General features: G+C 70.6%; 20 protein-coding genes, 1 tRNA gene and 2 pseudogenes. 12 read left to right on the top strand and 11 right to left on the bottom strand.

Annotation, left to right across the window (positions count from 1 at the left end; all coding sequences use genetic code 11):
• Positions 1-382 (top strand): annotated as a pseudogene (locus GTW40_RS32285) (hypothetical protein); the annotation flags it as partial.
• 37 nt (positions 383-419) lie between these two features.
• Here the strand turns inward: GTW40_RS32285 and GTW40_RS32280 are convergent.
• The 5 genes from GTW40_RS32280 to GTW40_RS32260 all read right to left on the bottom strand — a co-directional run bounded on the left by GTW40_RS32280 (position 420) and on the right by GTW40_RS32260 (position 5,608).
• Positions 420-3,017: a SpoIIE family protein phosphatase gene (locus tag GTW40_RS32280; RefSeq protein ID WP_161183674.1), complete on the bottom strand. Its 2,598-nt coding sequence runs from the start codon at positions 3,015-3,017 to the stop codon at positions 420-422.
• A gap of 250 nt (positions 3,018-3,267) precedes the next feature.
• Positions 3,268-3,666 carry an ATP-binding protein gene (locus GTW40_RS32275; RefSeq protein ID WP_161183673.1) on the bottom strand — a complete coding sequence of 133 codons (399 nt, stop codon included), beginning with the start codon at positions 3,664-3,666 and terminating at the stop codon, positions 3,268-3,270.
• Positions 3,667-3,821: 155 nt separating this feature from the next.
• Complete coding sequence (locus GTW40_RS32270; protein WP_161183672.1) at positions 3,822-4,256, bottom strand: (deoxy)nucleoside triphosphate pyrophosphohydrolase; 435 nt, start codon at positions 4,254-4,256, stop codon at positions 3,822-3,824.
• 69 nt (positions 4,257-4,325) lie between these two features.
• Positions 4,326-4,517, bottom strand: a complete 192-nt coding sequence (locus GTW40_RS32265) for an SPOR domain-containing protein (RefSeq protein WP_161183671.1) — start codon at positions 4,515-4,517, stop codon at positions 4,326-4,328.
• Between the two features lie 338 nt (positions 4,518-4,855).
• On the bottom strand, positions 4,856-5,608 hold the full coding sequence (locus GTW40_RS32260; protein ID WP_161183670.1) for a GntR family transcriptional regulator: 753 nt from the start codon (positions 5,606-5,608) through the stop codon (positions 4,856-4,858).
• 469 nt (positions 5,609-6,077) lie between these two features.
• Here GTW40_RS32260 and GTW40_RS32255 point away from each other — a divergent pair, with 469 nt between their 5' ends.
• Complete coding sequence (locus tag GTW40_RS32255; RefSeq protein ID WP_343245839.1) at positions 6,078-7,235, top strand: serpin family protein; 1,158 nt, start codon at positions 6,078-6,080, stop codon at positions 7,233-7,235.
• Here the strand turns inward: GTW40_RS32255 and GTW40_RS32250 are convergent.
• On the bottom strand, positions 7,223-7,966 hold the full coding sequence (locus GTW40_RS32250; protein WP_161183668.1) for a hypothetical protein: 744 nt from the start codon (positions 7,964-7,966) through the stop codon (positions 7,223-7,225). The genes GTW40_RS32255 and GTW40_RS32250 overlap by 13 nt on opposite strands.
• A 68-nt stretch (positions 7,967-8,034) precedes the next feature.
• Here GTW40_RS32250 and GTW40_RS33485 point away from each other — a divergent pair.
• The 5 genes and pseudogenes from GTW40_RS33485 to GTW40_RS32225 form a co-directional block, all read left to right on the top strand.
• Positions 8,035-8,241 (top strand): annotated as a pseudogene (locus tag GTW40_RS33485) (ABC transporter ATP-binding protein); the annotation flags it as partial.
• Between the two features lie 426 nt (positions 8,242-8,667).
• Entirely contained in the window at positions 8,668-8,871 is a 204-nt protein-coding gene (locus GTW40_RS32240) for a cold-shock protein (protein ID WP_161183666.1), read from the top strand.
• Positions 8,872-9,062: 191 nt separating this feature from the next.
• Positions 9,063-10,487: a DEAD/DEAH box helicase gene (locus GTW40_RS32235; protein ID WP_161183665.1), complete on the top strand. Its 1,425-nt coding sequence runs from the start codon at positions 9,063-9,065 to the stop codon at positions 10,485-10,487.
• Positions 10,488-10,533: 46 nt separating this feature from the next.
• The gene (locus tag GTW40_RS32230; protein ID WP_161183664.1) at positions 10,534-10,851 is read left to right on the top strand and encodes a CBS domain-containing protein; all 318 of its coding nucleotides are present in this window, start codon (positions 10,534-10,536) and stop codon (positions 10,849-10,851) included.
• A 53-nt stretch (positions 10,852-10,904) separates the two neighbouring features.
• Positions 10,905-11,222: an SCO5918 family protein gene (locus GTW40_RS32225; RefSeq protein WP_161183663.1), complete on the top strand. Its 318-nt coding sequence runs from the start codon at positions 10,905-10,907 to the stop codon at positions 11,220-11,222.
• Positions 11,223-11,244: 22 nt separating this feature from the next.
• Here the strand turns inward: GTW40_RS32225 and GTW40_RS32220 are convergent, their stop codons facing one another.
• Together GTW40_RS32220 and GTW40_RS32215 are read right to left on the bottom strand one after the other, a co-directional pair.
• On the bottom strand, positions 11,245-11,586 hold the full coding sequence (locus tag GTW40_RS32220) for a MerR family transcriptional regulator (RefSeq protein ID WP_161183662.1): 342 nt from the start codon (positions 11,584-11,586) through the stop codon (positions 11,245-11,247).
• Positions 11,587-12,008: 422 nt separating this feature from the next.
• Positions 12,009-14,183: a DEAD/DEAH box helicase gene (locus GTW40_RS32215; RefSeq protein WP_343245838.1), complete on the bottom strand. Its 2,175-nt coding sequence runs from the start codon at positions 14,181-14,183 to the stop codon at positions 12,009-12,011.
• A gap of 530 nt (positions 14,184-14,713) precedes the next feature.
• On the opposite strand from GTW40_RS32215, the gene GTW40_RS32205 reads away from it, so the two are divergent.
• From GTW40_RS32205 to GTW40_RS32180, 5 genes are all read left to right on the top strand, one after another.
• The gene (locus GTW40_RS32205) at positions 14,714-15,244 is read left to right on the top strand and encodes a hypothetical protein (RefSeq protein ID WP_161183661.1); all 531 of its coding nucleotides are present in this window, start codon (positions 14,714-14,716) and stop codon (positions 15,242-15,244) included.
• A gap of 86 nt (positions 15,245-15,330) precedes the next feature.
• Entirely contained in the window at positions 15,331-19,221 is a 3,891-nt protein-coding gene (locus GTW40_RS32195; RefSeq protein WP_237525878.1) for an ATP-binding protein, read from the top strand.
• A gap of 180 nt (positions 19,222-19,401) precedes the next feature.
• Positions 19,402-19,671 (top strand): type II toxin-antitoxin system Phd/YefM family antitoxin, encoded by a 270-nt coding sequence (locus tag GTW40_RS32190; RefSeq protein WP_161183660.1) that lies wholly within the window; start codon positions 19,402-19,404, stop codon positions 19,669-19,671.
• On the top strand, positions 19,664-19,927 hold the full coding sequence (locus tag GTW40_RS32185) for a type II toxin-antitoxin system RelE/ParE family toxin (RefSeq protein WP_161183659.1): 264 nt from the start codon (positions 19,664-19,666) through the stop codon (positions 19,925-19,927). The genes GTW40_RS32190 and GTW40_RS32185 overlap by 8 nt, the downstream gene beginning before the upstream one ends.
• 522 nt (positions 19,928-20,449) lie before the next feature.
• Positions 20,450-20,521: transfer RNA gene (locus GTW40_RS32180), tRNA-Arg, on the top strand.
• A gap of 123 nt (positions 20,522-20,644) precedes the next feature.
• Here GTW40_RS32180 and GTW40_RS33480 read toward each other — a convergent pair.
• From GTW40_RS33480 to GTW40_RS32165, 3 genes are read right to left on the bottom strand one after another with little or no spacing between them, the layout of a single operon-like run.
• Entirely contained in the window at positions 20,645-21,838 is a 1,194-nt protein-coding gene (locus tag GTW40_RS33480) for a hypothetical protein (RefSeq protein ID WP_237525876.1), read from the bottom strand.
• Positions 21,819-23,240 (bottom strand): N-6 DNA methylase, encoded by a 1,422-nt coding sequence (locus tag GTW40_RS32170; protein WP_343245837.1) that lies wholly within the window; start codon positions 23,238-23,240, stop codon positions 21,819-21,821. The genes GTW40_RS33480 and GTW40_RS32170 overlap by 20 nt, the downstream gene beginning before the upstream one ends.
• The gene (locus tag GTW40_RS32165) at positions 23,222-23,407 is read right to left on the bottom strand and encodes a hypothetical protein (protein WP_052577077.1); all 186 of its coding nucleotides are present in this window, start codon (positions 23,405-23,407) and stop codon (positions 23,222-23,224) included. The genes GTW40_RS32170 and GTW40_RS32165 overlap by 19 nt, the downstream gene beginning before the upstream one ends.
• Positions 23,408-23,625: the final 218 nt, after the last annotated feature.

Below are 23,625 nucleotides of genomic sequence, written 5' to 3'. Positions count from 1 at the left end.
GGAGGTGCTGCACGAGGCCGCTCGTCTCGTGGCCGAGGCCGCCGTCGACGAGGCGGCGGACCACATCGCCGTACATCGGGGCGCCGTCGGCGCCGATGCCCGCACCCTGCTCGCGGCGGCACGGCAGGCGCTCGCGGCGACGGACCGGCGGGCCGAGCACGACGCCGAGGCGGACGTCCTGGCCCGGCGCGCGCTGGAGTCGGCCGAGGCGGACGTACGCGCGCACCCGGCCCCGTACACCGACGAGCCCGGGCATCCCGCCGGGCTCGCCGGTGCCGTGCTCGGCGGGGTGCTGCTCGGCGAGGAGCCGGACGGCGGGCCGCCGGTGAGCTTCGGCGGCCCCACGACCCGGGACCGGCTCCGGCTGCCCCGGCTCCCCTGACCCCGGCCGAGCGGGCCCCGGCCGAGCGGGCCCCGGGTCAGAACAGGCTCAGCAACGCCTCCGCCGGGTCCGTCAGCGTGCTCTCGGCGCCGGGCAGCGGGAGTTCGAACCACACCGTCTTGCCGCGCGGGGTACGGCGCGAGCCCCAGGCCGCGCTGAGCAGTCCGACCAGTTGCAGTCCCCGACCGCCCTCGTCGGTGTCGCGGGCGCGCCTGCGGCGGGGCTGGACGAGTCCCGCGTCCCACACCTCGCAGACCAGGGTGCGGTCGAGCAGCAGCCGCAGTCTGATCTCGCCCTCGCCGTACCGCAGGGCGTTGGTGACCAGCTCGCTGACCAGGAGTTCCGTCGTGTCGACCAGGGGCTCCAGGTCCCAGGCGAGCAGCTGGGCGCGGGCGTACTCGCGAGCGCGGCCCACGCTGCGCGGCTCGCGCGGCAGGGTCCAGTCGCCGACCGACTCGGCGGGCAGGCCCTGGACGCGGGCCAGGAGCAGCGCGATGTCGTCCTCGCCGTGCCGGGTGTCCAGGCTGCTCAGGACGTGGTCGCACACGTCCTCAAGCGGCTGGGCCGGGTCGGTGAGCGCGCCCACGAACGCTTGCAGGCCCTCGTCCAGCGGGTGGTCGCGGGACTCGACCAGGCCGTCGGTGTAGAGCGCGAGCAGGGCGCCCTCGGGGAGTTCGACCTCGACCTCCTCGAAGGGCTCGCCGCCCACGCCCAGCGGCATCCCGGGCGGCACGTCGAGCATCAGCGCACTCTCGCCGGGCTCCACCAGGACCGGGGGCAGATGGCCCGCGTTGGCGAAGGTGCAGCGCCGGGTGACGGAGTCGTAGACCGCGTAGATACAGGTGGCGAGGTAGACCTCGCACAGGTCGGCGTCGCGCGGCTGGCGGGCGGCGCGGGTGGCCTGCTGGACGTTGCCCGAGGTGCCGAGGCCGCGGGCGATCTCGTCCAACGCCGAAAGAACTTCGGCCGGTTCGAGGTCGAGCAGTGCCAGGGTGCGTACGGCGGTGCGCAGTTCGCCCATCGCGACGGCCGCGCGCAGTCCGCGTCCCATCACGTCGCCGACCACCAACGCGGTGCGGTGGCCGGGCAGTTCGATGACATCGAACCAGTCGCCGCCGACCTCGGTGGCCGCGTTGCCGGGCAGATAGCGGCAGGCGATGTCGAGTCCGGACGCCTCGGGGTCGTCGGGCGGGAGCAGGGACCGCTGGAGTATCAGGGCGCGTTCGTGCTCGCGGCGGTACAGGCGCGCGTTGTCCATGCAGACGGCGGCGCGCGCGGCGAGTTCGACGGCGAGGTCCCGGTCGCGGTCCCCGAAGGGCTCGCTGCCCTTGGTGCGGGCGAACTGCACGATCCCGACCACGGTGTCGTGCGCGACCATCGGCACGGCCAGCGTGGACTGCACGAGCCCGCCCTCCTCGGCGGGCACGCGCTGCGGGCGGGCGGTGCGCAGGGCGTCCGCGCAGGCCGAGTTGAACGGGAAGCGGTGGACCGCGCCGACCTCGACCGGCTCGCCCGAGTCGCCGAAGGGCACGTCGGAGACCGCGCTCGCGAAGGCGACCCGGCGCAGTTCGGCGCTGCCGTCGGCCAGGCCCGGCGGGGACTCGTCGCCGGTGAGCAGGCCCTGGCAGAGGTCGACGGTGGCCAGGTCGCAGAAGCCGGGGACGACCACGTCGAGCAGTTCGCGCGCGGTGGTCTCCAGGTCGAGGCTGTTGCCGATGCGGGCACCGGCCTCGTTGAGCAGGGCGAGGTTGCGCCGGGCGGCGGCGGCCTCGCGGGCGGCGGCGCGGCGGGCGGTGATGTCCGTGCCGAGCCAGGCGATGCCGATGGGGCGCCCGCTGCCGCTGTACACGCGGTAGAGGTTGATCGACCAGTGCCGCCGCTCGTCCGAGTCGGGCACGAAGCCGGTGACGTGCATGTCGGTGATGGACTCACCCGTCTCCATCACCCGGCGCAGGGTGGCGGCGACCCGGTCGGCCTCGGCGCGCGGGAGATAGTCGTGGACTCCCTTGCCCCGGTGGTCGTCCGGTGTGCCGCCGAAGATGGACGCGAACCGCTTGTTGGCCCGGCGGACCGTCAGATCGTCGTCGATGAGCAGGAAGCCGAAGGGAGATTGGCCGAATATCGCCTGCGAGGCGGCGAGATCGGTCTCGATGCCGCGCAGGGTGCGGATGTCCACGACGATGCAGACGGCGGCGTTCTCCCCGTCGGCGGTCTTCGTGGGCATGACGTAGACCTCGGCCAGCCCCTCCTCGCCGCGGGTGCCGTCGTCCCGGTCCGGCATCCGGAAGGGGACGACGCCGGTCCACTCCCGTCCGTCCAGGATCTCGGCCATCTTGCGGTGGCCTCGGGAGTGCAGGTCGGGGTCGACGAACGCCTCGATGGGGTCCATGCCGACGGCGCGTCCGGCCGGGACGCCCAGGAGCTGTTCGGCCCGCAGGCCCCACTGCTCCACCAGTCCGCCGGGGCCGATGGAGAAGGAGGCCGCCTTGATGTACTCGTAGATGGAGCCGGGCGGACTGCTCTGCCACAGGTCGGCGGACGGCGTCTCACCGCGCGCGGCGGCAGCCGCGACCTCGTTCCTCGCGCCGTCCGACGGGTCCTCGGACTCCGTGGCCTTCGCTGGTATCTCGCTCACGCGAACCGTCCCCTCCAGCTCACCGCGTCCGGCACCGGTCACCGGGGGCGGCTGCCCGCAGTATCCAGCACTACGGCGCCGTAGAACACGGTGTTCACGATCACAGCTCGGTGCGGGTGAGTTCCGGACCGCGCCGCGACAACACTTCCACTCTTCTAACCAGGGAACACGTCCTCGAATCACCCACGTGGGCACGCGTCGTCGGCGGGGTGTCCGGCGCCACCGGCGCACGGCGCGGCGCGCCCCCGGTTCACCCCGGCACCGTGAGTTCGAACCACACGGTCTTGCCGGTCCCACCGGGGCGGGTGCCCCAGCGGCGCGAGGCGCCCGCGACCAGTTGCAGCCCGCGGCCGCTCTCGTCCTCGGGGCGGGCGATCCGCTCGCGCGGCGGGTCGGGCAGCGGGTCGGAGACCTCGACCAGGAGGGAGCCGTCGAGTCCGGACGGGCGCACCAGGCACAGGCCGATGGGGCCGGTGGCATGCCGCAGGGAGTTGGTCACCAGCTCGCTGACCAGCAGGGCCGTCAGCTCGGCGAGACTCTCCAGGTCCCAGTGGCGCAACTGGCCGCGGACGGCGGCGCGGGCGGCGCGCACCGCGCCCGGCTCCGCGGCGAACGTCCACTCGGCGCGGTCGCCTCCGGTGTCGATCACGGATCACTTCCCAGGCCGGCGAGCCCACTCATGCCCGTTTTCATGGGGTCAATGGCGATATACCCGCATTGCGCGGGGTGGTACCGCAGGGGTGGGCGCACTGTGGCACGAACGGCGTATCCGGAGCGGGGCGCACGCCGGAGCTTTGCCCCTCCTCAGCCCTCGGTGGACGCCGTGCTTCCGTGCGCGGCCGGGGCGCCGAGCCGGGCGGCGAGTTCACGGACCGCCGGGACGTCCTGATCCAGCCAGGGCACCTCCCAGAGACGGTCGGGGGTGAGCCAGCGCAGTTCGTCGTGGTCCTGGAGGGGGCTCGGTTCCGCCGAGCCGGGGCGCAGCCGAGCCGTCCACACGTGCAGGACATAAGGGGGTTTCAGGGGCCATTGCCCCGGGAGGCGTTCGACCGCGTCGGCGTCGACGCCCAGCTCCTCGCGCAGTTCGCGCACGAGTGCCTCGTCGGGCCGCTCACCGGGCTCGACCTTGCCGCCGGGCAGCTCCCAGCGCCCGGCCAGTTCGGGGGGCGCGCTACGGCGCGCGGCGAGCAGCCGTCCCCCGTGGAGCAGGGCGGCGCCCACCACGATCCGTGCGTTCATGAAGTGGAGCCTACGGGAGCGCGTCCGGCGTCGGCCGCGGGAACGCCCGGTGCCGGAGCAGGTCCGGGCTCAGTTGCGGGTGGCTTCCCCGCTGCGGTCGATGTGCTCGACCCAGTAGAGCTGTTTGTGGCCGTGCCCGTCGAGGCTGTCGGCGATCCGCTCGGCCTCGGCCCGGGTGGCGTACCGGCCGACCCGGTAGGTGTTGCCGTTGTCGTCCTGTCGTATCACGATCCAGGGCAGGACGATCGCACCCTCATTCATCGCCCCCACCGCTCCCCTTCGCACCGCCCCACCCGCTTCCGGTCCCGGGCTCCCGACGCACCCCGCCTAAGGAAACCGCAATACGCATATGCCCGAGCGTACGCCCAACCTTCACCCTGCGAATACGGCTTTTCACGAAGAGGTATGCAACCGGCCAGAACGCATGGGGGCGCACGCGCGTGAACGCGCCCGGTCGGCGCGGAAGTGCCGCAGCACGCGGGGCAGGCGAACAGACCTTCGATCACCTGGGAAAACGGCCGGATCACGGCGCACGGAAGCAGCGGGGGCGAGGGGCCGGTCGACGGACCCCGGCCCCCGGGGGGCGCATCGAGTGTGCGCTACCTCACTGGCAGGTGGTACGCGACCTGGTACCGATCGGCCGGAATCACCACGTCGGCGGTCTCCACCGGACGGCCCGAGGCGTAGTACGTCCGCCGCACGACGAGGACCACATGGCCGGGCACCCCGCCGAGCAGCTGGAGCTCCTCGGCGAGGCCGGGACGGGCGCCGACCTCCTCGGTGACGTTGTCCACGATGACGTCGATGGCGCGCATCCGCTCGACCACGCCCATCCCGCCGAGCGGCCCCTCCTCGGGGAGCATCACCGGCGTACGGCCCGTGACCGCGAGCGGCTCCCAGGAGGTGGAGAGCATCATCGGCTCCCCCGCCTCCCGGAACAGGTACTTGGTGCGCATGACCCGCTCGCCGCACGGGATGCCGAGCCGCTCGGCGACGACGGCGTCGGCCTCGGACTGCTCGCTGCTCGACTCCCAGGTGCCGCGCGCCGTCGCGTCGGCCTGCTCCTGCCGGAAGGGCGTGGCGCCGCCCGCCGGGCGGTACCCCGAGCGGGACACGCGCCGGGGCACCGGCTGCTCGCGCACATAGGTGCCGGAGCCGGAGCGGCCCTCGACCAGCCCCTCGGCCATGAGCACCTTGCGGGCCTCCAGCGCGACCGTGTCCGAGACGCCGTACTCCTCGCGGATGCGGGCCTGGGACGGGAGGCGGGTGTGGGGCGGCAGCGAACCGTCGACGATCTTCTTGCGGAGATCTCCCGCGACGCGCAGATACGCCGGCTGCTCACCGAAAGTCACTGGCCGCTCCCATCAGGTTGTACAGACAGCAACAGCGTGGCAACCCTGGGTTGTGCCGTGCAAGCAAAGGCCAGAGAATCACTCGAAGTGATGACGTGGCGTCGGGGAGAGCCGCACCCAGGGGCTTTCCCGCCCCGGCCCCCGCTATGACTCCCCGCTCCGGCGACGATCACACCTCCGGAGCCGTACCCGGCCGTCGCGCCGGGCGCGTCGGGGCGTGCACGGCGGGTGTCCGGGCGGGTCCCGGGGCGGGCGTACGGACGGGTGTCCGGGCGGGCGCAAGCGGACGTACCGGACTCCGCTCCGGGGCACAGACCGGACAGGTACGGTGCTCCTGGGGCGGACCGCCCCGGAACGCGGCGGCGAGGACCCTGACCGGCAGGGGCGGAGTGGGGGCACGGCAGTGGGCGGAGCGGCAGTGGGGGGCACCGGCGTGGGCTCATGGACCGGGAGCGACACGGTACGCGCGGTGAACGGGCTGACCGCGAGATGGGCATGGGAGGCCCCGGCGGACGGCACGGTGTTCTCGGCGGCCGGGGTGTGGCCCCTGCTGGCCTTCCTCGCGGACGGCGCGGGCGGCCCGGCGCGGGCCGAACTGTCCCAGGCCCTCGGGGTGCCCGCCGAACACGCGGCGGCGGCCGCGCGGGGACTGCTGTCCGCGCTGGACTCGGTCTCCGGCCTGGACGCGGCGGTCGGCCTGTGGGCGCACCAGAGCCTGCGCTTCCGCGAGGAGTGGCGCGGGGCCCTGCCGGTGGGCAGCCACGGGGTGTTCGGGGACGACCTGCTCACCGCGCAGGAACGGCTGGACGCGTGGGCGGCCGAGCGGACCGGCGGCCTGGTCGAGCGGATGCCGGTGACGCTGACGCGTGACGCGCGGATGGTGCTGGCGAGCGCGCTCTCCCTGCGTACGACCTGGCGGCAGCCCTTCACCGACACGATGCTGGCCCCGGAGTCCGGCCCCTGGCAGGGCCGCAGGCTGCGCGGGCTGCACCGCAGGAGCGTCCGCCCCGACCGGGTGGGCGTCGCGGGCGCGCCGGAGGGCTTCGTCACCACCCTGACCGTGCCCGGGGACAACGGCATCGACGTCCATCTGGTGCTCGGCGAGGAGCGCATGACGCCGGGCCAGGTCCTCTCGGCGGGCGTCGGCGTGGTGGAGCGCACGGTCGCGGTGACAGCCGGGGGCGCGCTGCCGTTCGGGCACGTCGGCCCGGGGCTGCACATCGAGTCCCAGCCCGCGGTCCGGCCCGAGCCGATCGCCCTGGACGTGCGGACGGTGGCGTACGAGGTGCGGACCGACCACGACCTCCTCGCCCTGCCCGCCCTGTTCGGCCTCACCACGGCGGTACGGACACCGGGCTCCCACTTCCCCGGCATCAGCGACGCCCCCCTCGCCATCGGCGCGGCCCGCCAGTCGGCCGTCGCCCAGTTCGGCGCCCTCGGCTTCCGCGCGGGCGCGGTGACGGCCGCGATGGCGACACCGGGCGGCCTGCCCGAGTACCGCTACGAGACGACAGTGGTCCGCGCGACCTTCGACCGCCCCTTCGCCTTCCTCGCCGTCCACCGCGAGAGCCGGCTGATCCTCACGGCGGGGTGGGTTACGGAGCCGGTGCCGTATCAGGGGAGGTGAACTCGGTTCACAGACAGCCTGATTGGCGGGCCGTCCGGCGCCTGCCGGCCGACGGCGATCGCCAGGGCGGTCGCGAGCGCGGCCGGGGCGAGCCAGACCGCGGGCATCGCCCACAGCGGCAGATCGAACATGCTGACGACAATGGCCGCGAACACCCCCACCCCTGCGAGACCGGCGGCCAGCACGGCCGTCATCTTCGGCCCGCGCCGCCACCCGCGCTCCTTCGGCCGCCGCAGCCGCCAGCCACAGGCAGCCGCGAGCAGCAGGAGGGACGGTCCGCAGACGAGGAGCGCGGCGACAAGGCTCTCGGGCAGCGTGTCCGGACTGTCCTCGGTGACCTGGGTCTCGCCCTTCGCGGATATCCGCACCAGCCGACCGCGCCAGACCGTGCCGGTGACCCGGTCTCCGTCCCCGAGCCCGGACAGCACCGGTCCGTCGTTACTGAACCCGGTACGCCACTCGGCGCCCCCGGCCGCGGTGAAGGTGGCGTATACGCCGTCGCCACCCCTGCCCGACCAGAGGTGGATGCCGGAGACGGTGAACGGCTGCCGCGACAGACAGTCGGCGGCCGCCCTCGGCACGGACGTACAGGACACCGCCTCCTTGAACGCACGGTCACGCTCGACGGTCCGGGGCAGTTCGAGACCGGCGAACGCGAGCAGGACGAGAGCGGCGATCGCGCTGACCAGCCCGACGCCCGCCACGCCCGCGCTGATGTACCGGTAACCCACAGGACCGCCCCCGATCGGTGAAGTGACCTTCCCAGTCTGGCAGTTCGGGTCAGCGGGACGCGCGTACGGTCGGCGCCCTCCTGGACGCCCGCGCGGTCCATCCGCGCCGCACCGCGTACGACCACCTCCTCGCCGTCGCCGCCACGGCCGGGCTGGGCCGCGACCGGGTCGTGGAGGTACTGGACCTCGTCGGCCTGTCGGACGCGGCGACGCACCGCGCGGGCGAGTTCTCGCTCGGCATGAACCAGCGCCTCGACATCGCGACGACCCTGCTCGACGCCGCCCTCCTCACCCCCGCCATCGCCCCCGGCCTCCCGGGCGCCGTCGGCGACTGGTTCGCCCACTACTGGCCGATCGCTGAGCGTGATGGGGGTGGGGGGGTGGGGCAGGTGGTGTTCCGGAGGCGGGACGTGTGAGGGAGCGGGTGCCGACCACCGCCGGTTCTGCACTCACCGATTCCCCGCACAATATCTGCGTTCGCCGAATGAGGGTTCAATGAGGCCCACGCACAGTTTTATTGCCCCGACGAACCGAGTGCAATTATTCACCGCACACAGGACGCTACGACGTGCTACCGTCGATCCCGGTTGCAGTTGTGGTTCCCAAAAACAATTCCGGTCTTTTCCGGGTAGGGCAATCATCGCGGCGACACGGTATCCGCACGGTGCGGACACCGGCGCAATGCCCCGAAGGAGAATGACATGGCTACTGGCACCGTGAAGTGGTTCAACGCGGAAAAGGGTTTCGGCTTCATCGCGCAGGACGGTGGCGGCGCGGACGTGTTCGCCCACTACTCGAACATCGCCACCCAGGGCTTCCGCGAGCTGCTCGAGGGCCAGAAGGTGAGCTTCGACGTCGCGCAGGGCCAGAAGGGCCCGACGGCCGAGAACATCGTTCCCGCCTGACGCGACCGACACACACGTGCAGCTGGGGCCCGCATCCTTCGGGGTGCGGGCCCCAGCTGCATACCCCCAGCTGCACGCATCGCACGGCAGCTTTATTTTTCCGCGTTCCATTCGGCCGTTTCTTGCAATTCTCGGCGCTGCTCATCGCTGCGGGAATTCCTTGATATGCGCCGCATCAAGGAAGGTTCCGCGTGAACCGCACACGAACGAGCAACCGCGCCACCCACACCCGTAACGGCGGTTCCGGTGGTCACAGCCGTCGGCCCGGCCCGCAGGGCGAGTTCGCGCTTCCCGGGACCACCACTCCCGCGCTTGCGGCCGTGGAGAGCTTCGCCGATCTCGACATGCCCAGGGAGCTGCTGTCCACACTCGGTTCGCAGGGCGTGACCGTCCCGTTCCCGATCCAGGGCGCGACCCTGCCGAACTCCCTGGCGGGCCGTGACGTACTGGGCCGCGGCCGCACCGGCTCCGGCAAGACCCTCGCCTTCGGCCTCGCGCTCCTGGCCCGCACCGCCGGGCAGCGCGCCGAGGCCGGGCAGCCGCTGGGGCTGGTTCTCGTACCGACACGTGAGCTGGCTCAGCAGGTCACGGACGCGCTCACCCCGTACGCCCGTTCCGTGAGACTGCGGCTGGCCACGGTCGTGGGCGGGATGCCGATCGGCAGGCAGGCCGCCGCGCTGCGCGGCGGCGTGGAGATCGTCGTCGCCACCCCCGGCCGCCTCAAGGACCTCATCGACCGCGGTGACTGCCGGCTGGACCAGGTCGCCATCACCGTCCTCGACGAGGCCGACCAGATGGCCGACATGGGTTTCATGCCTCAGGTCACCGCGCTACTGGACCTGGTCCGCCCCGGGGGCCAGCGCATGCTGTTCTCCGCCACCCTCGACCGCAATGTCGACCTGCTCGTGCGCCGCTACCTCGGCGATCCCGTGGTGCACTCCGTCGACCCGTCGGCCGGTGCGGTCACGACGATGGAGCACCATGTGCTCCACGTCCACGGCGCGGACAAGCACGCGGCCACCACCGAGATCGCCGCGCGTGACGGCCGCCTGATCATGTTCCTCGACACCAAGCACGCCGTCGACCGTCTCACCGAGCACCTCCTGAGCAGCGGAGTGCGGGCCGCCGCCCTGCACGGCGGGAAGTCGCAGCCCCAGCGCACCCGCACGCTGGCGCAGTTCAAGTCCGGGCACGTCAGCGTGTTGGTGGCGACCAACGTCGCGGCGCGCGGGATCCATGTCGACGACCTCGACCTCGTCGTCAACGTCGACCCGCCGACCGACCACAAGGACTACCTCCACCGCGGCGGCCGTACAGCCCGTGCCGGGCAGTCCGGCAGGGTCGTCACCCTGGTCACCCCGAACCAGCGCCGCGGTATGTCCCGCCTCATGGCGGTGGCCGGAATCGTGCCGCGGACCACCCAGGTCCGCTCGGGCGAGGAGGCCCTGCACCGCATCACCGGCGCCCAGACCCCCTCGGGCGTCCCGGTCGTCATCACCGCACCCGTCACCGAACGTCCCAAGAGGCGCGGCGCCCCTTCCCGCGGCCGACGCCGCGGCTCTTCGGCGAGCCGGCGCGCGGGCATCCGGCGGTCCGTCACCGACGCGGCGGCCTAGGAGTTCCGTGCTCAGGAAACTGACCCATCTCTGCAGGAGGCACCTCTTGACACTGATCCAGTCGCACCCCGGCCCGGCGAACACGGGCCACACGCGCAGGACCGCGGCCGACGCCTCGGACGCGGCGGGGCCGCAGGTCTGGGGTGCGATGACCGTGGAGGTGGCGCTGTCCGTCATGGCCGCCGCCGGTACGGGGCGTCTGGTCATCTGCGACGAGGACGGCCGGCGCACCGGCCTGGTCACCCTGGACGTGCTCACCGCCGTCCGCGATAGTTCCGGCTATACGGACCACGTGCGCCTGAGCGACATCGCCGAAGCGAACGGCAGCGCTCCGGCCGTCCTCGCCCACGCCCACTCCCGCTGAACCGCGTTCCACCCCACCAGGATCCGTCCGCTTCCTTCTCCCTGTGAGGCACCATGCGCTGCGTCATCGCCCGTTTCCCGTTCGACCTGACCAAGTACGGCGTGCTGGAATCCATGAAGGGCGTCAAGCCCGAGGAGATCACCGCCGAGTTCGTGGTCGTCGGGCGACGCCACTACCCCGCCAAACAGGTCGGCCAGGTCGTCACGCGTCAGGACCGCCGCGATTTCAGCGCCGCCGAAGTCGTGCGGGCCATGACCCAGCTCGGCTTCACCTGCGGCACCCGCACCGAAGCCGAAGCCGTACCCGCGCCCCCGGCCGACCCGTACCAGCAGGCCGCCGCAGCGCTCGGCGCCCCCCAGTGGTCGGAGTAGCCCAAATCGCCCGGCCTCGGCCTCAGGCCGACGGGTTCGGCCCGCTCGCGTGCTGGGCGCGGAGTTCGTCGTTGATGCGCAGCGCGTCTTCCAGCTGGTCTTCGAGGATGATGATGCGGCAGGCGGCCTCTATGGGCGTGCCCTGGTCGACGAGTTCGCGCGCGCGGGCGGCGATCCGCAGCTGGTAGCGCGAGTAGCGGCGATGACCGCCCTCGGAACGCAACGGGGTGATCAGCCGGTGCTCGCCCAGGGCGCGAAGAAAGGCGGGGGTGGCGCCGAGCATTTCGGCGGCCCGGCCCATGGTGTAGGCGGGGTAGTCGTCGTCATCGAGGGGGACGAGGGGACGGGTACTGCGAGGGGGCATAGACCTCTTCTTCCGGGGACGCGTCGGGGGGCCCGAGCGCCGCATGGCGCCCGGGCCCCGAGCTATCACACCATCTGTCGGCCGATTTCGCCGACCTTCTGTGTCCGCAGGCTCCGCCGTATGGGGCCGGACTGCGGGGATCGCGGATGCGTGACCGGGGACCACCTTCCAATCGGGGCCTGCGGTACCCGGGCGGTGCTCGCCCGGGCGATCCTGATGGCGTTCCGCTCCTTACCTCGTCGTGCGACTTCTGGGGTACGAGTACGACGCTAGCCCCGGCTCACGACAATGTCTACTCCCGCCACTACAGATTTACTCCATCTGCAGGAACCGTGATTCTGCTGCCCCGGCCTACGGCGAGGCTCGACGAGATGCCCTGCCCGGGAAATCCCCGTTGGCGGGCATCGCGCCCCGAAGGCCGCTCACGGATGCCCTGCGGACTCCTCGCGGACCACTCCCAGCCGCGCCTGCTCCTCCTCGACGATCCGGCGTGCCAGCTCGGTGTCCGACACGTCGACCGCGTCCGGCGTGGATTCGGCCACGGCGCTGCGGCGGGCGTAGGCGTCGAACAGACGGGTCTTGTTCTCCAGCATCCTCACCATGCGTTCGTCCACGCCCCCGGTGGCCAGGAGACGGTACACGCGCACGGGTCTGACCTGGCCCATGCGGTGCGCGCGGGCCACCGCCTGGTGCTCGATGGTCGGTTTGATCTGGGGCTCGCAGATGACGACGACGGAAGCGGCCTGGATGTTGAGACCCACGCCCGCCGCCTGGATCTGCGCCAGGAGCACCGCGGGTCCGGCGACGGCGGCGAAGTCGTCGACGATCCGCTGCCGCCGCTCGGCCACCACGCTCCCGGTGAGCGGGCCGAAGACCGCGGGGCCGCTGCCGGTCGCGAGCGCTTCCCGCACCACGCCCAGGACGTCTCTGAAGTTGGAGAAGACCACCGTCTTCTGCCCGTTGACGGCCGCCTCCTGGACGATCTCCCGGAGCCGTTCCAGCTTGGCCGACTTCTCGGGGCGCGCGTACGCGGCCCTCCGCATCGCCATGAAGTTGCCCGCGCGGACGGCTTCGCGGTACGCCTCCTCGTCGGACGCGCTCAGTTCCTCCCACTCGTCGGTCTGCTGAAGACTGGGAAGCTCGGTCAGCACGTCTTCCTGGTTGCGCCGCAGATAGACCGGGGCCACCGCCTTGCGGAAGGCGACCGAACCCGCCAGCGCGTCGCCCTCGCCCAGGGAGTCCGCGACGGCGCCGTCGAGCATCCGGACCAGATTGCGGAACTCGACGACCCTGTTCTCCATCGGGGTTCCGGTCATGAAGAGGGTGCGCTCGCACCGCTCCGCCCAGGCCGCCACCGCCTGGGACCGCTTGGCGTTCGGGTTCTTCACGGAGTGCGCCTCGTCGACGACGAACAGCCCGACCGCCCCGCCGTCCCACACCGGGAAGCCCCGCAGGGAGTCGAACGTGGTCACCGCGACCCCGCCCCGCTCCTTCCAGTCGGCAAACGCGTACCGCCGGTCGGGACCGTGCAGCGGTACGACCCGCAACGCGCTGCGGGCCTCGATCTCCCGTGTCCAGTTCACGAGGACGCTCGCCGGGCAGACGATCAGGAAATGACTCGCCCCCTCGGCGGCCAGGTGCGCCAGAACGGCGATCGCCTGGATGGTCTTCCCGAGGCCCATCTCGTCGCCGAGTATCACCCTGCGCTGGGCGAGCGCGAACCGCGCGCCGAACGCCTGGTAACCGCGCAGGGAGACCCGCCGGTGCGTGTCGTCGAGGGGCTGGACCCGCACCCGCTCGGCGACCTCGTCCGGCAGGAACCCCTCGACGGCGGCCATGTCGGTCCGTCGCCCGGAGATCTCCGCCAACAGGCTGTAGTACTCGGCGGACCGGAGCTCGAAGTCCACCCAGGCCGCGATGTCGGACGAGGGCCCCCGGAGCAGGTCCACCGACGCCTGGGCCAGCAACTCGGGCAGCCCCGCCCGCTCCGTCTCGTCCACCAGCGACTGGAGCGCGGCGACCGCCTCCCACGCGCGGGCCTTCTTCTCCCGGCCCGCCAGAAGCATCCGGAGCCGACCGGTGACGAGCCGGGCGTCCGTGAGCAACGGCCCCAGCCGCTCCGACAGTTCGGCAGCCCTGTCGACCGCACGGCGGGCGTCCGGCCCGGCCTCCACCAGCACATGCAGAGCCACGACGAGCGCGGTCGTGCTCGCTTCCGGCCGGTCCACGTCGAGATGGACGCCCACCGTCTCGTACACGGCCTCGGAGAGCCTGCGGGCGGCGGCGAGCATCTGATCGACGGTGTGCTGCCCGACGCCGGGAATCTGACGCAACCGGTAGGGGCCCGCCTCCAGGACGCTGCCCACGGTGCGCAGCCCGCCCTTCTCGACGCTCCCCACCCGCAGCCGTCCCTCGGTGACGTCCTGCAGGCGGGCGACGGGAATGGCGTCCAGCTCCCGCTTCACCGCCGCGTCCTGAATCGGCTTCAGCGCCGCCCGCACGGCCTCCACGGCGCGCCCATGATCCTCGACCACGACCCGCGCCGCCTCGCACAGCCGCGTCCCCCTCGCGACGACATCCCGCTCCCCACGCCCCACGTTCCCCCCGCCCCCTTCGCACGTGCCGGCATTCTCCCACCGAGACGGAGAAGTCCCCGGCACGTTGACGGGGCTTGCGACGAGACTGCGCAGGTGAGCGACTCGACCGGTGCTACGTGAAGTCCGCGTACGCCATGTACCGGCCGCAGGTACGGCACTTGAAGAGATAGCCGCTGGGCTGACCGTCCTTGTCCAGAGCACCCAGCCGGCTCTCGACGACCTCGGCCGACCACCCCCACGCCCCGGCCTCGGCCCGCAGCCCTTCCCGGGCCTCCGGGCGGAGCTGCGGGGCAGCTCCGCCGCTCCCAGGAACGCCGCACCGTCACTCCTCAGACATGCCGGTCACGCTACCTGCGCGCAGATAGGCCGTGTCGAGCCGCCGCCTCCGCCCGAAGATCCGTAAGAGATCTGGAGTTTGGTGTAATGCCAGGTGGTGTCGGTCGCCGGGAAGCGGCGTGGATCGGTGTGCGGACGGGGACGGGTGTGGAGACGCGGCAGAACTCCGGCGTGCTGTGAAGGGGTTGGCACGGTTGGACTGGGAGCTGATGCCGCTGGAAGGCGTCGGCCCGCTGTGGTTCGGCATGCGTATCGCTGAGGTTGCCGGGGCGCTGTCGGGCATGACCGAGCTGCGCCGGTTCCAGGCCGCCCCCTCGTTCCCGGAGACGCTCGGCGTGGAGTTCGGCACGACAGAGCCTGCCGTGTACGCCTACTTCATCTCCGGCCGACTGTTCTGCGTCTCGGTCGACGCGATCCGCGGACCCCAGGTGACGCTCTGGGGAAGGGAGTTGACTGCCTGCGTCCCAGCCGACCTGGAACAGTTCCTCTCGCACGCCCACAGGTGTGGGGTGTTCGACGTGTCCTACGGTCCACGGGGGAACCCCGGAGCCAACGGGATCGGCCTGGTGCTACGGGTGCAGGAGGTCACCGGCGGCTTGACGACCCGGCCGGTCATGGTGGGCCGCGCCTGGGCCGACCGGTGCACCGACGACTGGGAGGGCGCGATCCCGGAATCCGAATGGGCGGGCCGTCAGTGGCCCCATCCAGGCGAAACGGGGGGCTGAACGCTGGCCGGCCACTTCGGCGCCTGCCACCGGCACGGCCGCCAGTACGTCCGCCCATACGTCCGCCAATGCGTCCGCCCCGCGTCATGAACACCCACATCGAGAGACTCGTCCAGCAGCTCGACGGCGAGTCCGGCGAGTCCTACGACGCCCGCGCCGAGCTGATCCACCTCGGGTCCGCCGCCACCCCGGCCATCCTCTCCGCCCTGCACTCCCTCGGGAGCTTCGGGCAGCTGACCGCCATCGAGGTCTTCGAGGAGATGGCGGACCCACGCTGCGGCCACGCTCTGATCGCCCTCCTGGGCAGCGACGACTGCACCGTCCGGGAATGGGCGGCGATGGCCCTGGCGAACCTGAAGCTCGACTCGCGTTTGACGGCTCACGGCAGGGGACTGTCAGTGGCGTCCTGCATGCTGGAGGGCGAGCCGAGGCCAAGGGGGATGCACCACATGGGTGGAGTCGACACGGCACGGGGCATGGGGTTCCAGACGGCGTGCGCCATTCTCCAGCTGATCCGCACCCCGGACCAGTATCCGGAGGCGGAGACCTTCCGGGTGGAGGGTGCTGACGAGGCCATCGACTTCGAGGTGAGGGACGCGCGGGGACGACCGCTGCTGCTCGCCCAGGCGAAGACCCGGGTGGAACCACGCACCTGGTCGGGACCGGAGCTGGTGCGGCTCGCCCGCCGCTGGGGCGAGGCCGACCCCAACGGTACGGCGGTGCTGCGGTTCCTCTCCGACGGACCGGTGCAGGCGTCGGGGCAGGCCGTGCGGGACGCCGCGGAACGCGCCCGCGCCCTTCCCGATCCCGAGCAGTGGCTGGCCGGGTGTGAAGGCTTGGGAACCTCGATCGCGCTCACCGCCGAGGACCACGCGCTGATGCGCAGGCTGGAGATCAACACCCGTACCGGCCCGTGGGAACAGATCCTCAACGAAGCCAGACTCGAACTGCTGCGGCTCTCCCCCACCGCCGTGGCGTCAGCCGAGATCGACGCCATCGTCGACGCGTTGTTCGTGAAGATGTTCCAGTGGTCCGGGGAGCGGCGGATCGACCGGCGTACGGTCCGGCTGGACGAGCTCCCGGGGCTCCTGCGCAGGCACCGCACCCCGTCCGGGGACGGGGCGGACGTTTCCCCGGGGCCCCGCCGCGCCCTGTTCCGGGGCGTCCCCTCAGCCACCGGTCTGCGCGGCCGGACCGAGGAATTGGACGCGCTGAAAAAGCTGTTCGATGAGGAGCCCGGCACCGGGACGGCCCGGGTCGTGGTGGCCGGGCTCGGCGGCATCGGCAAGTCGAGCGTCGCCCGCCTGTACGCCCACCGGAACCGGGAGGCGTACGAATTCGCCTGGTGGATCCCGTCCGACACACGGGAGGACGTGATTGCCGCGTACCGGCAGCTGGTGACCGAGGAACAGCAGGAGGCCGAGCCCGCCACCGAGGCGGAGATCATCGAGCGTGTCGGCCGTCGTCTCGGGCACCTGGGCACCAAGCTCCTGCTGATCTACGACAACGTCGCGAACCGCGAACAGCTCCAGAGACTCCTGCCCGTCGAGGGCGCCCACGTGCTGGTCACCACCCGTGACTCGGCCTGGGCCACGGCGGAAGGCGGGCTGGTCGTGGGCCAGATGGCCACGGAGGAGGCCACCCGCTGGGCAGCGGAACGCCTGCCCCGGCTGCCCGAGCCCGAAGTGTCCGCGCTGGTCGACGCGGTGGAACGCATCCCGCTCGGGATCGCCCAGGCCACCGGTTACATCGCCGCAACCGAATGCCCGGTGGACGTCTATCTGGCGGAGCTCTCGGAGTGCCGGACCCGCCTGCTCGACAACCCTGGTTTCGTCCCCTTCGACTACCTCGCGGGAGTGACGCTGACGGCGGCAGTGACCCTGAGCGTGGGGCGGGTGCTGTCCCACGCGCTGCACTCGCCCGAAGGGTCCGAACAGCAGCTCGCCGCCGAACTGCTGGCCCGCTGCGCCCTGCTCGCCCCGGACTTCATCCCGCTGCACCTCGCGGCACTCGACATGCCGACCGGTTCCGCCGTGTACGGCGCCGTGGCGGAGCTGCGCAGATTCTCCCTGGTCGCTCCCCAGGACGGCATGCTGGCGATCCACCGGATCGTCCAGGCGGTCGTCCGGGCTCTGATGGACGGCGAGGCCGTCGAGTCGATGTACGAACGTTTCCAGTACGAGCTGGTGACACGGCTGGTCGCCTGCCAGAGGCAGAACCGGTGGGCCGAGGCCGCGACGCTGATCGAACACGCGGTACATGTGGCGCACCATGTGCGCGAGGGCGGCCGCGTGGACGGCAGTACCGTCGCCTTGCTGGCCAACACCGCGGGGGCTGTCTCGAATGTGCACTGTGACCTGGCACGCAGTGAGGGTCTGCTACGCGAGGCGTTGGCCATCGTGGACGAATTCGGCGACGTCGGGGTGGACGACGCCGTGTACCGGAGGGCCGCGACGACCACCTCGCTGGCCCAGTGCCTGCAGAACCAGCAGAGGTTCGACGAGGCGGCGGAGGCGGCACAGACCGCCTGGGCCCTGCTTGAAGGCCTGGACACGCTCACCCCCGACGGGGTGGAGCACCTGCTTCTGGCCCACATCACCGACATGCGCGCGGCCGTGGCAACGGACCGCTTCGCCGATGTGGCCCGCGCCGCCCTGAGGCTGGAGGCGGTACTGGGGCGCGAGGACGTGGCCGCACCGGTCGAGTTGAAGGTCCGGCTGGAACAGGCGCAGATACTCGTGTGGATCAAGAACTGGGACACCGCGGCGATGACGGTCGACGTGGCCAGGGGACTCATCGGCCCCGACGACAAACCGAATGCGGAGCTGCTGTTCCTGGACGCCATGGTGAAGGCGTCCACAGGACGCCTGGAGGAGGCCCTGGCCATCACCGCAGGCATCCCGGAGCCCACGGAACGCGCAGCTGTGACGATCATGCGTCATCACGCGGACCAGATGGTGGACATGGCCCACGCCGTGATGGCCGGCAGCCTCCGGCGGCACGCGGAGGGGACGCCCACCGACGTCTGGATTCTGAACGCCGCCGAGTCCGTACTCGAACGGGCCGAGGCCCTGCTCAAAGCGCACACGGAAGCAGGACCGGACGTACTGGCCCACGTTCGGCAACGGTTCGCGGTACTGGCCTGGACCCGGCACATGCTCGGGCACCCTGGCGGCGACCCGGAACAATCGCGCGTCCTTATGCACGAGAGCCTGGAGATGTTCGAGGCGACCGGGCAGGGCCATGTGCCGCTCGCGGTCACCACACGCGAGTTCCTGGCGAGGAACGGGCAGGAGGACGGCGACCCGGAACGGGCGGTCACGGACGGGCCTCCTCGCTCCGCCCCTGGACCGTCAGGGGGCAAGGGGACACACCCGATCTCCGCGTTCCCCTGGGAGAACGTCCTGGCCTGGGTCCGGGCAGTACCGCCGGACGCGCGTTCGCTATACGCCCTGCTCGGAGCCACCTCCTACCACCTAGGTGAGCGGACGGCGCCCTCACCCGCCTTCGTCGCCCTGGCGGTCACCGCCGCGGCGCGCACCCTGGGCCTGACGTGCCGCATGATCCCCACCACGGTCCAGGTGACCCTCGACGGCGTGCCCCTCGATCTCCCGGATCAGGCGGCCGAACCGACGCGCACGTCCACCGGCGAGGTCCGCGGGCACATCACCCTCTGGTGCGAGGAGGCCCGACGTCTGGTGGACCCGGCCCTGCTGCTCGCCCAGGGCCGGTTCCCCGCGGGCGCCGACGAGCGGATGGTCTTCCTGACCCCCGTGGTCTTCCCCGCACCCGATGCGGACTCCTTGTTCGCTTTCCGTCCGACCACTCCCCGCGGGCGACACCTGCTCGTGTACCACTTCCGCCCGGACTGGGCGGAGCGCCTCGTCAAGGTCCTCCCCCACCTGGACAGGACGGCGGTGGCGACCTTCGCCCAACAAATCGCCTCCACGGCGGCCCTCGCCACGACCACCTCCTGAGCAACTGGTGGTCTGGGGCCAGCACCCATCCAGCGCGGTGACGCCGAAGGGGTCGGACTCGACAAAAACTTGGTACGCCTGCCGGTCAGCCCGGCAGGCAAGCTGTAGCAGACCCACCGCCCCCACGCCCTTCGACATCGCCCTTTGTGTACACATGGGACACTCGGTACGCTTGAGCGCATGACGCAGCCACTCCCCATAGAGTCCATCCGCGACGTGCGCGCGCACCTGGCAGAGGTCGTGGAGCGCGCAGACCGCGACGACGTGCCCACAGTGATCACGCGCCGGGGCAGGGAAGTCGCCGCGATCGTCTCCATCGAGGTGCTGCGCAAGTACCAGGCGTGGGAAGAGCGCGAGATCAATCGGATCATCGACGAGCGCATGGCCAGCCCCGCACCCGGCATCCCGATCGAGGACATCATGAGGGAGACGCTGGCACGCGGTGAGTGAGTACCGAACCGTCTTCCGTCCCGAGGCGCAGGCCGAACTTCGGAAGATCCCCCGCGATATGGCGCTGCGCATCCTGGCCAAGCTGACCGAACTGGAAAGCGATCCGCTCGGCTTCAACACCACGGCACTCGTGTCCCAGCCAGACCGCCGCCGGCTACGGGTCGGCGACTACCGCGTCGTCTACACGATCGACAACGGGGAACTGGTGATCTGGGTCATTCACGTGGGACACCGGTCCACCGTTTACGACACCTGATCGCTGCTGGCCTCGCGTCAGCACATCCAGCACGCATCCAACACGGTGACGACGAGGGGGCCGGACTCGACAGAGTCCGGCCCCCTCGACCTGCGCGAGCGAGGCAGCATCTAACGTGGAGTACGCGCGCGACTACACGTTGAATCGGAACTCCACCACAAGGCTGTGAACTGCGGAAATGCAGGCGCATCCCAGCACCATCCCAGCACGGGATGCGCGACAAAGTACAAGAACACCGAAGATCGCCAACGCTACCCGGAAGCGCCCCGCACACGCCTGAAGTCTGCGGAACTTCTACGAGCGCCACATCAGGCTCGTGCCACCGCACCGAACCTCGCAGAGCAGCACAGCGCTCGCGCTCACTCGCGGTCTCCCCGAACGCCAGCGGCCAGCTCCGACGCCTGGCCGCCGCCCAGAATGCACGTCCAGACCTCGAGGCCGGCGCGAGCGTCCACAGATCCCGCATACCCCCGGTTTGGCGGGGCATAGTCAGAAGCTTCCGCGCTGTCGCAGGTCAGCCTGCATAGCTCAGCGCGTGGAGCAGGCGCCTTCTAAGCGCTTGGCCGCAGGTTCGAGTCCTGCCGGGATCGCCCAAACATGGCTGGTCAGGGCTCTCTCGGACCTCCAGCGGAGAAACGGTGCGCGCGGTACTGCGCCGTTCGTTCGGAGCGTTGGATTCCGTGCTCCAGAGAGGGGCAACGTGGATCAGCTCGGCATTCAGCTGGCCGAAGTGAGACGCGCCAGGCCCCCCTTCTCCAGCTCGTGCACCACCAGCTCCTCCATCACGTGTCGCTCCCTGGCGGAGGCGTAGGCGAGGTCGTGCAGGGCAGCAGCACGCCTGGCGAAGTCCCGCCTCACCGCATCGGTCGGCCAGGGGATCTTGTAACGGGAAAAGTCCTTGCGCCTCATCGCGCGGGCCTGCTCTCCCTGCGTAACGGCCGTCAACTCCCGCCTCCGGTAACGCAGCGAGTGCAACAACCACATCCGATCGACCTCGGACTCCGTGTAAATCGCGAGCGTCCGCCGACCTGGCACTACCGGGGTAGTGGTGAGCACGGTCCGCACCTCCCCGGGACGGGGCGCGATCAAGAGGCTGCCGGACGGGCATACAACCTCCGCTTGCGCCACGGTGCGTGAAGTCACTGCACCCAGATGTACTGTCCTGCAGTTCAGTACTTCGCGGGGAGACACCCATGGCATAGCCGACTGCTCGCTGTCCGGCAGAGACTGTGCCGCACCAGCCGTAACCTGACACACTTCGCCCACTGCACGCTCGGTAGCGGGACCTTGCCCGCACGTCTGCAGCGCCTCCATGAAATGCGCATCCGCTAGTTCCGTCGCACAAGACACAATCCGGGTGTTCAACGCATTCTTGCGCTCAGCAAGCGAGATCAGCGAAAGCAGCCTCTCCCGCACCGGCGCTGGAGGCACTGGCACGGGAAGTCGGTTGAGTGCCTGCAGAGGCAAGGTCATGTGCTCGGCGTTCGACGAGGACAGCGTGAGATAGCTCTGGCTCTGCGAGGTCTTCAGCCACCAACGAAGCCACAGATCCCATTGTTGGGCGCGGCCCTCTGGTGTCCAGCGGACGACCGCGAGCGACCTGGCGACATTCCATCCTGCGTGCTCCTCCCCTGCAACTGCTGCCTCCCCCACACGCCCCACGAGCACGACCAGGAGGTCCCCAGACCTCAGCGTGCTGCGTGGGTGGCGTCTGGCCACATCGGGAGGCACAAATGTGAACTCCTGGACGTGCACACCTCCCTCGACAATCTCTGTAGCGCGGATCATAGGGATTCCGCCGGACGCCTTCTGCTGTCGCGCAATTCCGTAGGCGGCGTACTCGACCCCAGGGAACTCACGCAACTCAACGACGGGCCACGGAGTGGGGACATCATTCGATTCTGTAGTCATGCCTGCTCTCCAGGGCATCACGGACTCGGTTCCTGGCTGCGGCGCTACGATCCATGCACTCATACAGCTCGGCCTTCCGGTTCCGGTCTCCGTCACTTGAATGCAACTGCGCGGTGCCCCCGTTCCGTACGTAGCGTGCGGGAGTCAGGTCGAAGCCCGCATCAGCGATTTCCTCGAGCCTCGCCGCACGGCACCATGGCGCGGATTCAGGAGCGCCTTCGTCCTCACAGCGCCGGAGGCCCTGCCACTCGCCGAAGATCTGCAGAAGGCGCTCGACCGAGTCCTGATCGAAAGTGCGCCGTGACCCGTCCCTCGCTGTCGGCAGTTTTCCTGCATCCGCGAACAGGACCCGATGGGTGTTCGGCCGCTCCCCTTTGGCGAGCAGCCACAGCGCCATGCTCGTGCTGGTGTGTGGAAAGAGCCATGCCGGCAAAGCCACGACGCCTACAACCAGACCGTTTTCGAGCAACCTGCGACGGATCAGTCCGTCGGTGCTATTGCTGCTGTGGGCTGCTCCGGGGGAGAGCAGGACAACGGCCCGCCCTTGCGGCGTCAGGTCGGCAAGAATGTGCTGGACCCAGGCGAAGTTCGCGTTACCCGACCGTGGTACCGCCAGGGTCCACCGCCTGTCGTCCTTGAGTTCGCCATGCCCCCAATCTCGCAGGTTCACAGGAGGGTTGGCCACGACCACGTCGGCCGGTTCCGGCGACGTCCCAGCCCGGAGGCTGTCGGCTTCTCCCTTGCCAAGGTCGGCATGGAATCCGTGCAGGGCGAGGTTGACAGCCGCGGCATAGCGTGCCGTCGGATTGAGATCCGCTCCGGACAAGCGCACTTCGCCACCTTGGGTTCGAGCCCGGTAGGCGGCGGCTCGCAGTAGTCGCCCGCTTCCGCACACCGGGTCCCGAACCACCTCGCCTCCTCGGGGAGCGGCCAGTCCTGCGAAGAGGTACGCCAGATCATTCGGCGTGAAGTAGTCATCGCCGCGCGAATAGCGCGTCGAGTACATGTCGAGCAACACATCGAAGAGCCCCACGTCGGGCTCCAGCCGCCGAACCTCCACGATCAGCTCGTGGAGAGCCGGATCGATGAGCTCGAAGGGACGGCTCACGCCTTCGTCGCGGCACGCGGGCAGGTTGTAGGTACGAGCGACGGGCGTACGCGGCCAGATCGCATTCAGCATCGCACCCGCGGACCCCGAGCCGGGTCGCCACGGGCGCCCCGCCTCCACTGCTGCTCCATGGCTGAACCAGCAGTGGAGGTAGACCACTTGAAAGGCCAGTCGGTACGTCGTCTCGGCATCAGTCGTGCTGCGCAGCTTCTCAACGGCCAGTAGGACTCGCCGGTACTTCAGGCGCCCCAACTCGCTCCCTCGCTCCTTCGGGATCACGACGACATCAGCCACGTAACAGTGGCCAGTCCGATGAGCATGGCGACTCCACAGGCACCACCGCCGTACTTGACAGCTGTGACAATCTTCCCCGCGCCCGCAAACTCGAGAATGCCGGCCACGAGCCCCACCACCACAGACGCCAGGACGACCACCATCAACAGCAGCGCTCTCTGCGACATGCCCTAACTCCCCCAGGCTTCTCTACCGTTCTGCGGACCGTTCCGCGGACTCGAAAGTAGCGGCCGGGCGCTCCCCTCGTCGCGCAGCACTGGAATTTGCTTTTGAGCAAGGGGAGCGGACACGTCCGATGCCGGTCTCAACACGGGGCATCCAACTGGGCAGAGCACCGCCGCGCCAAGCGAGCGTGTGCCGGGGCACGAGCCAATACGGACGAGGG

It is taken from the genome of Streptomyces sp. SID4985, assembly GCF_009863025.1.
In the GTDB taxonomy this organism is placed as follows: Bacteria; Actinomycetota; Actinomycetes; order Streptomycetales; family Streptomycetaceae; genus Streptomyces.
This window is presented reverse-complemented; position numbering and strand designations above follow the sequence as displayed.

Bases quoted from the DNA above. Each gene is read 5' to 3' on its own strand.
- GTW40_RS32270 (WP_161183672.1), bottom strand. From the start codon at position 4,256: ATGAACGCACGGATCGTGGTGGGCGCCGCCCTGCTCCACGGGGGACGG.
- GTW40_RS32265 (WP_161183671.1), bottom strand. From the start codon at position 4,517: ATGAATGAGGGTGCGATCGTCCTGCCCTGGATCGTGATACGACAGGAC.
- GTW40_RS32240 (WP_161183666.1), top strand. From the start codon at position 8,668: ATGGCTACTGGCACCGTGAAGTGGTTCAACGCGGAAAAGGGTTTCGGC.
- GTW40_RS32225 (WP_161183663.1), top strand. From the start codon at position 10,905: ATGCGCTGCGTCATCGCCCGTTTCCCGTTCGACCTGACCAAGTACGGC.
- GTW40_RS32220 (WP_161183662.1), bottom strand. From the start codon at position 11,586: ATGCCCCCTCGCAGTACCCGTCCCCTCGTCCCCCTCGATGACGACGAC.
- GTW40_RS32195 (WP_237525878.1), top strand. From the start codon at position 15,331: ATGAACACCCACATCGAGAGACTCGTCCAGCAGCTCGACGGCGAGTCC.
- GTW40_RS32190 (WP_161183660.1), top strand. From the start codon at position 19,402: ATGACGCAGCCACTCCCCATAGAGTCCATCCGCGACGTGCGCGCGCAC.
- GTW40_RS33480 (WP_237525876.1), bottom strand. From the start codon at position 21,838: ATGACTACAGAATCGAATGATGTCCCCACTCCGTGGCCCGTCGTTGAG.
- GTW40_RS32165 (WP_052577077.1), bottom strand. From the start codon at position 23,407: ATGTCGCAGAGAGCGCTGCTGTTGATGGTGGTCGTCCTGGCGTCTGTG.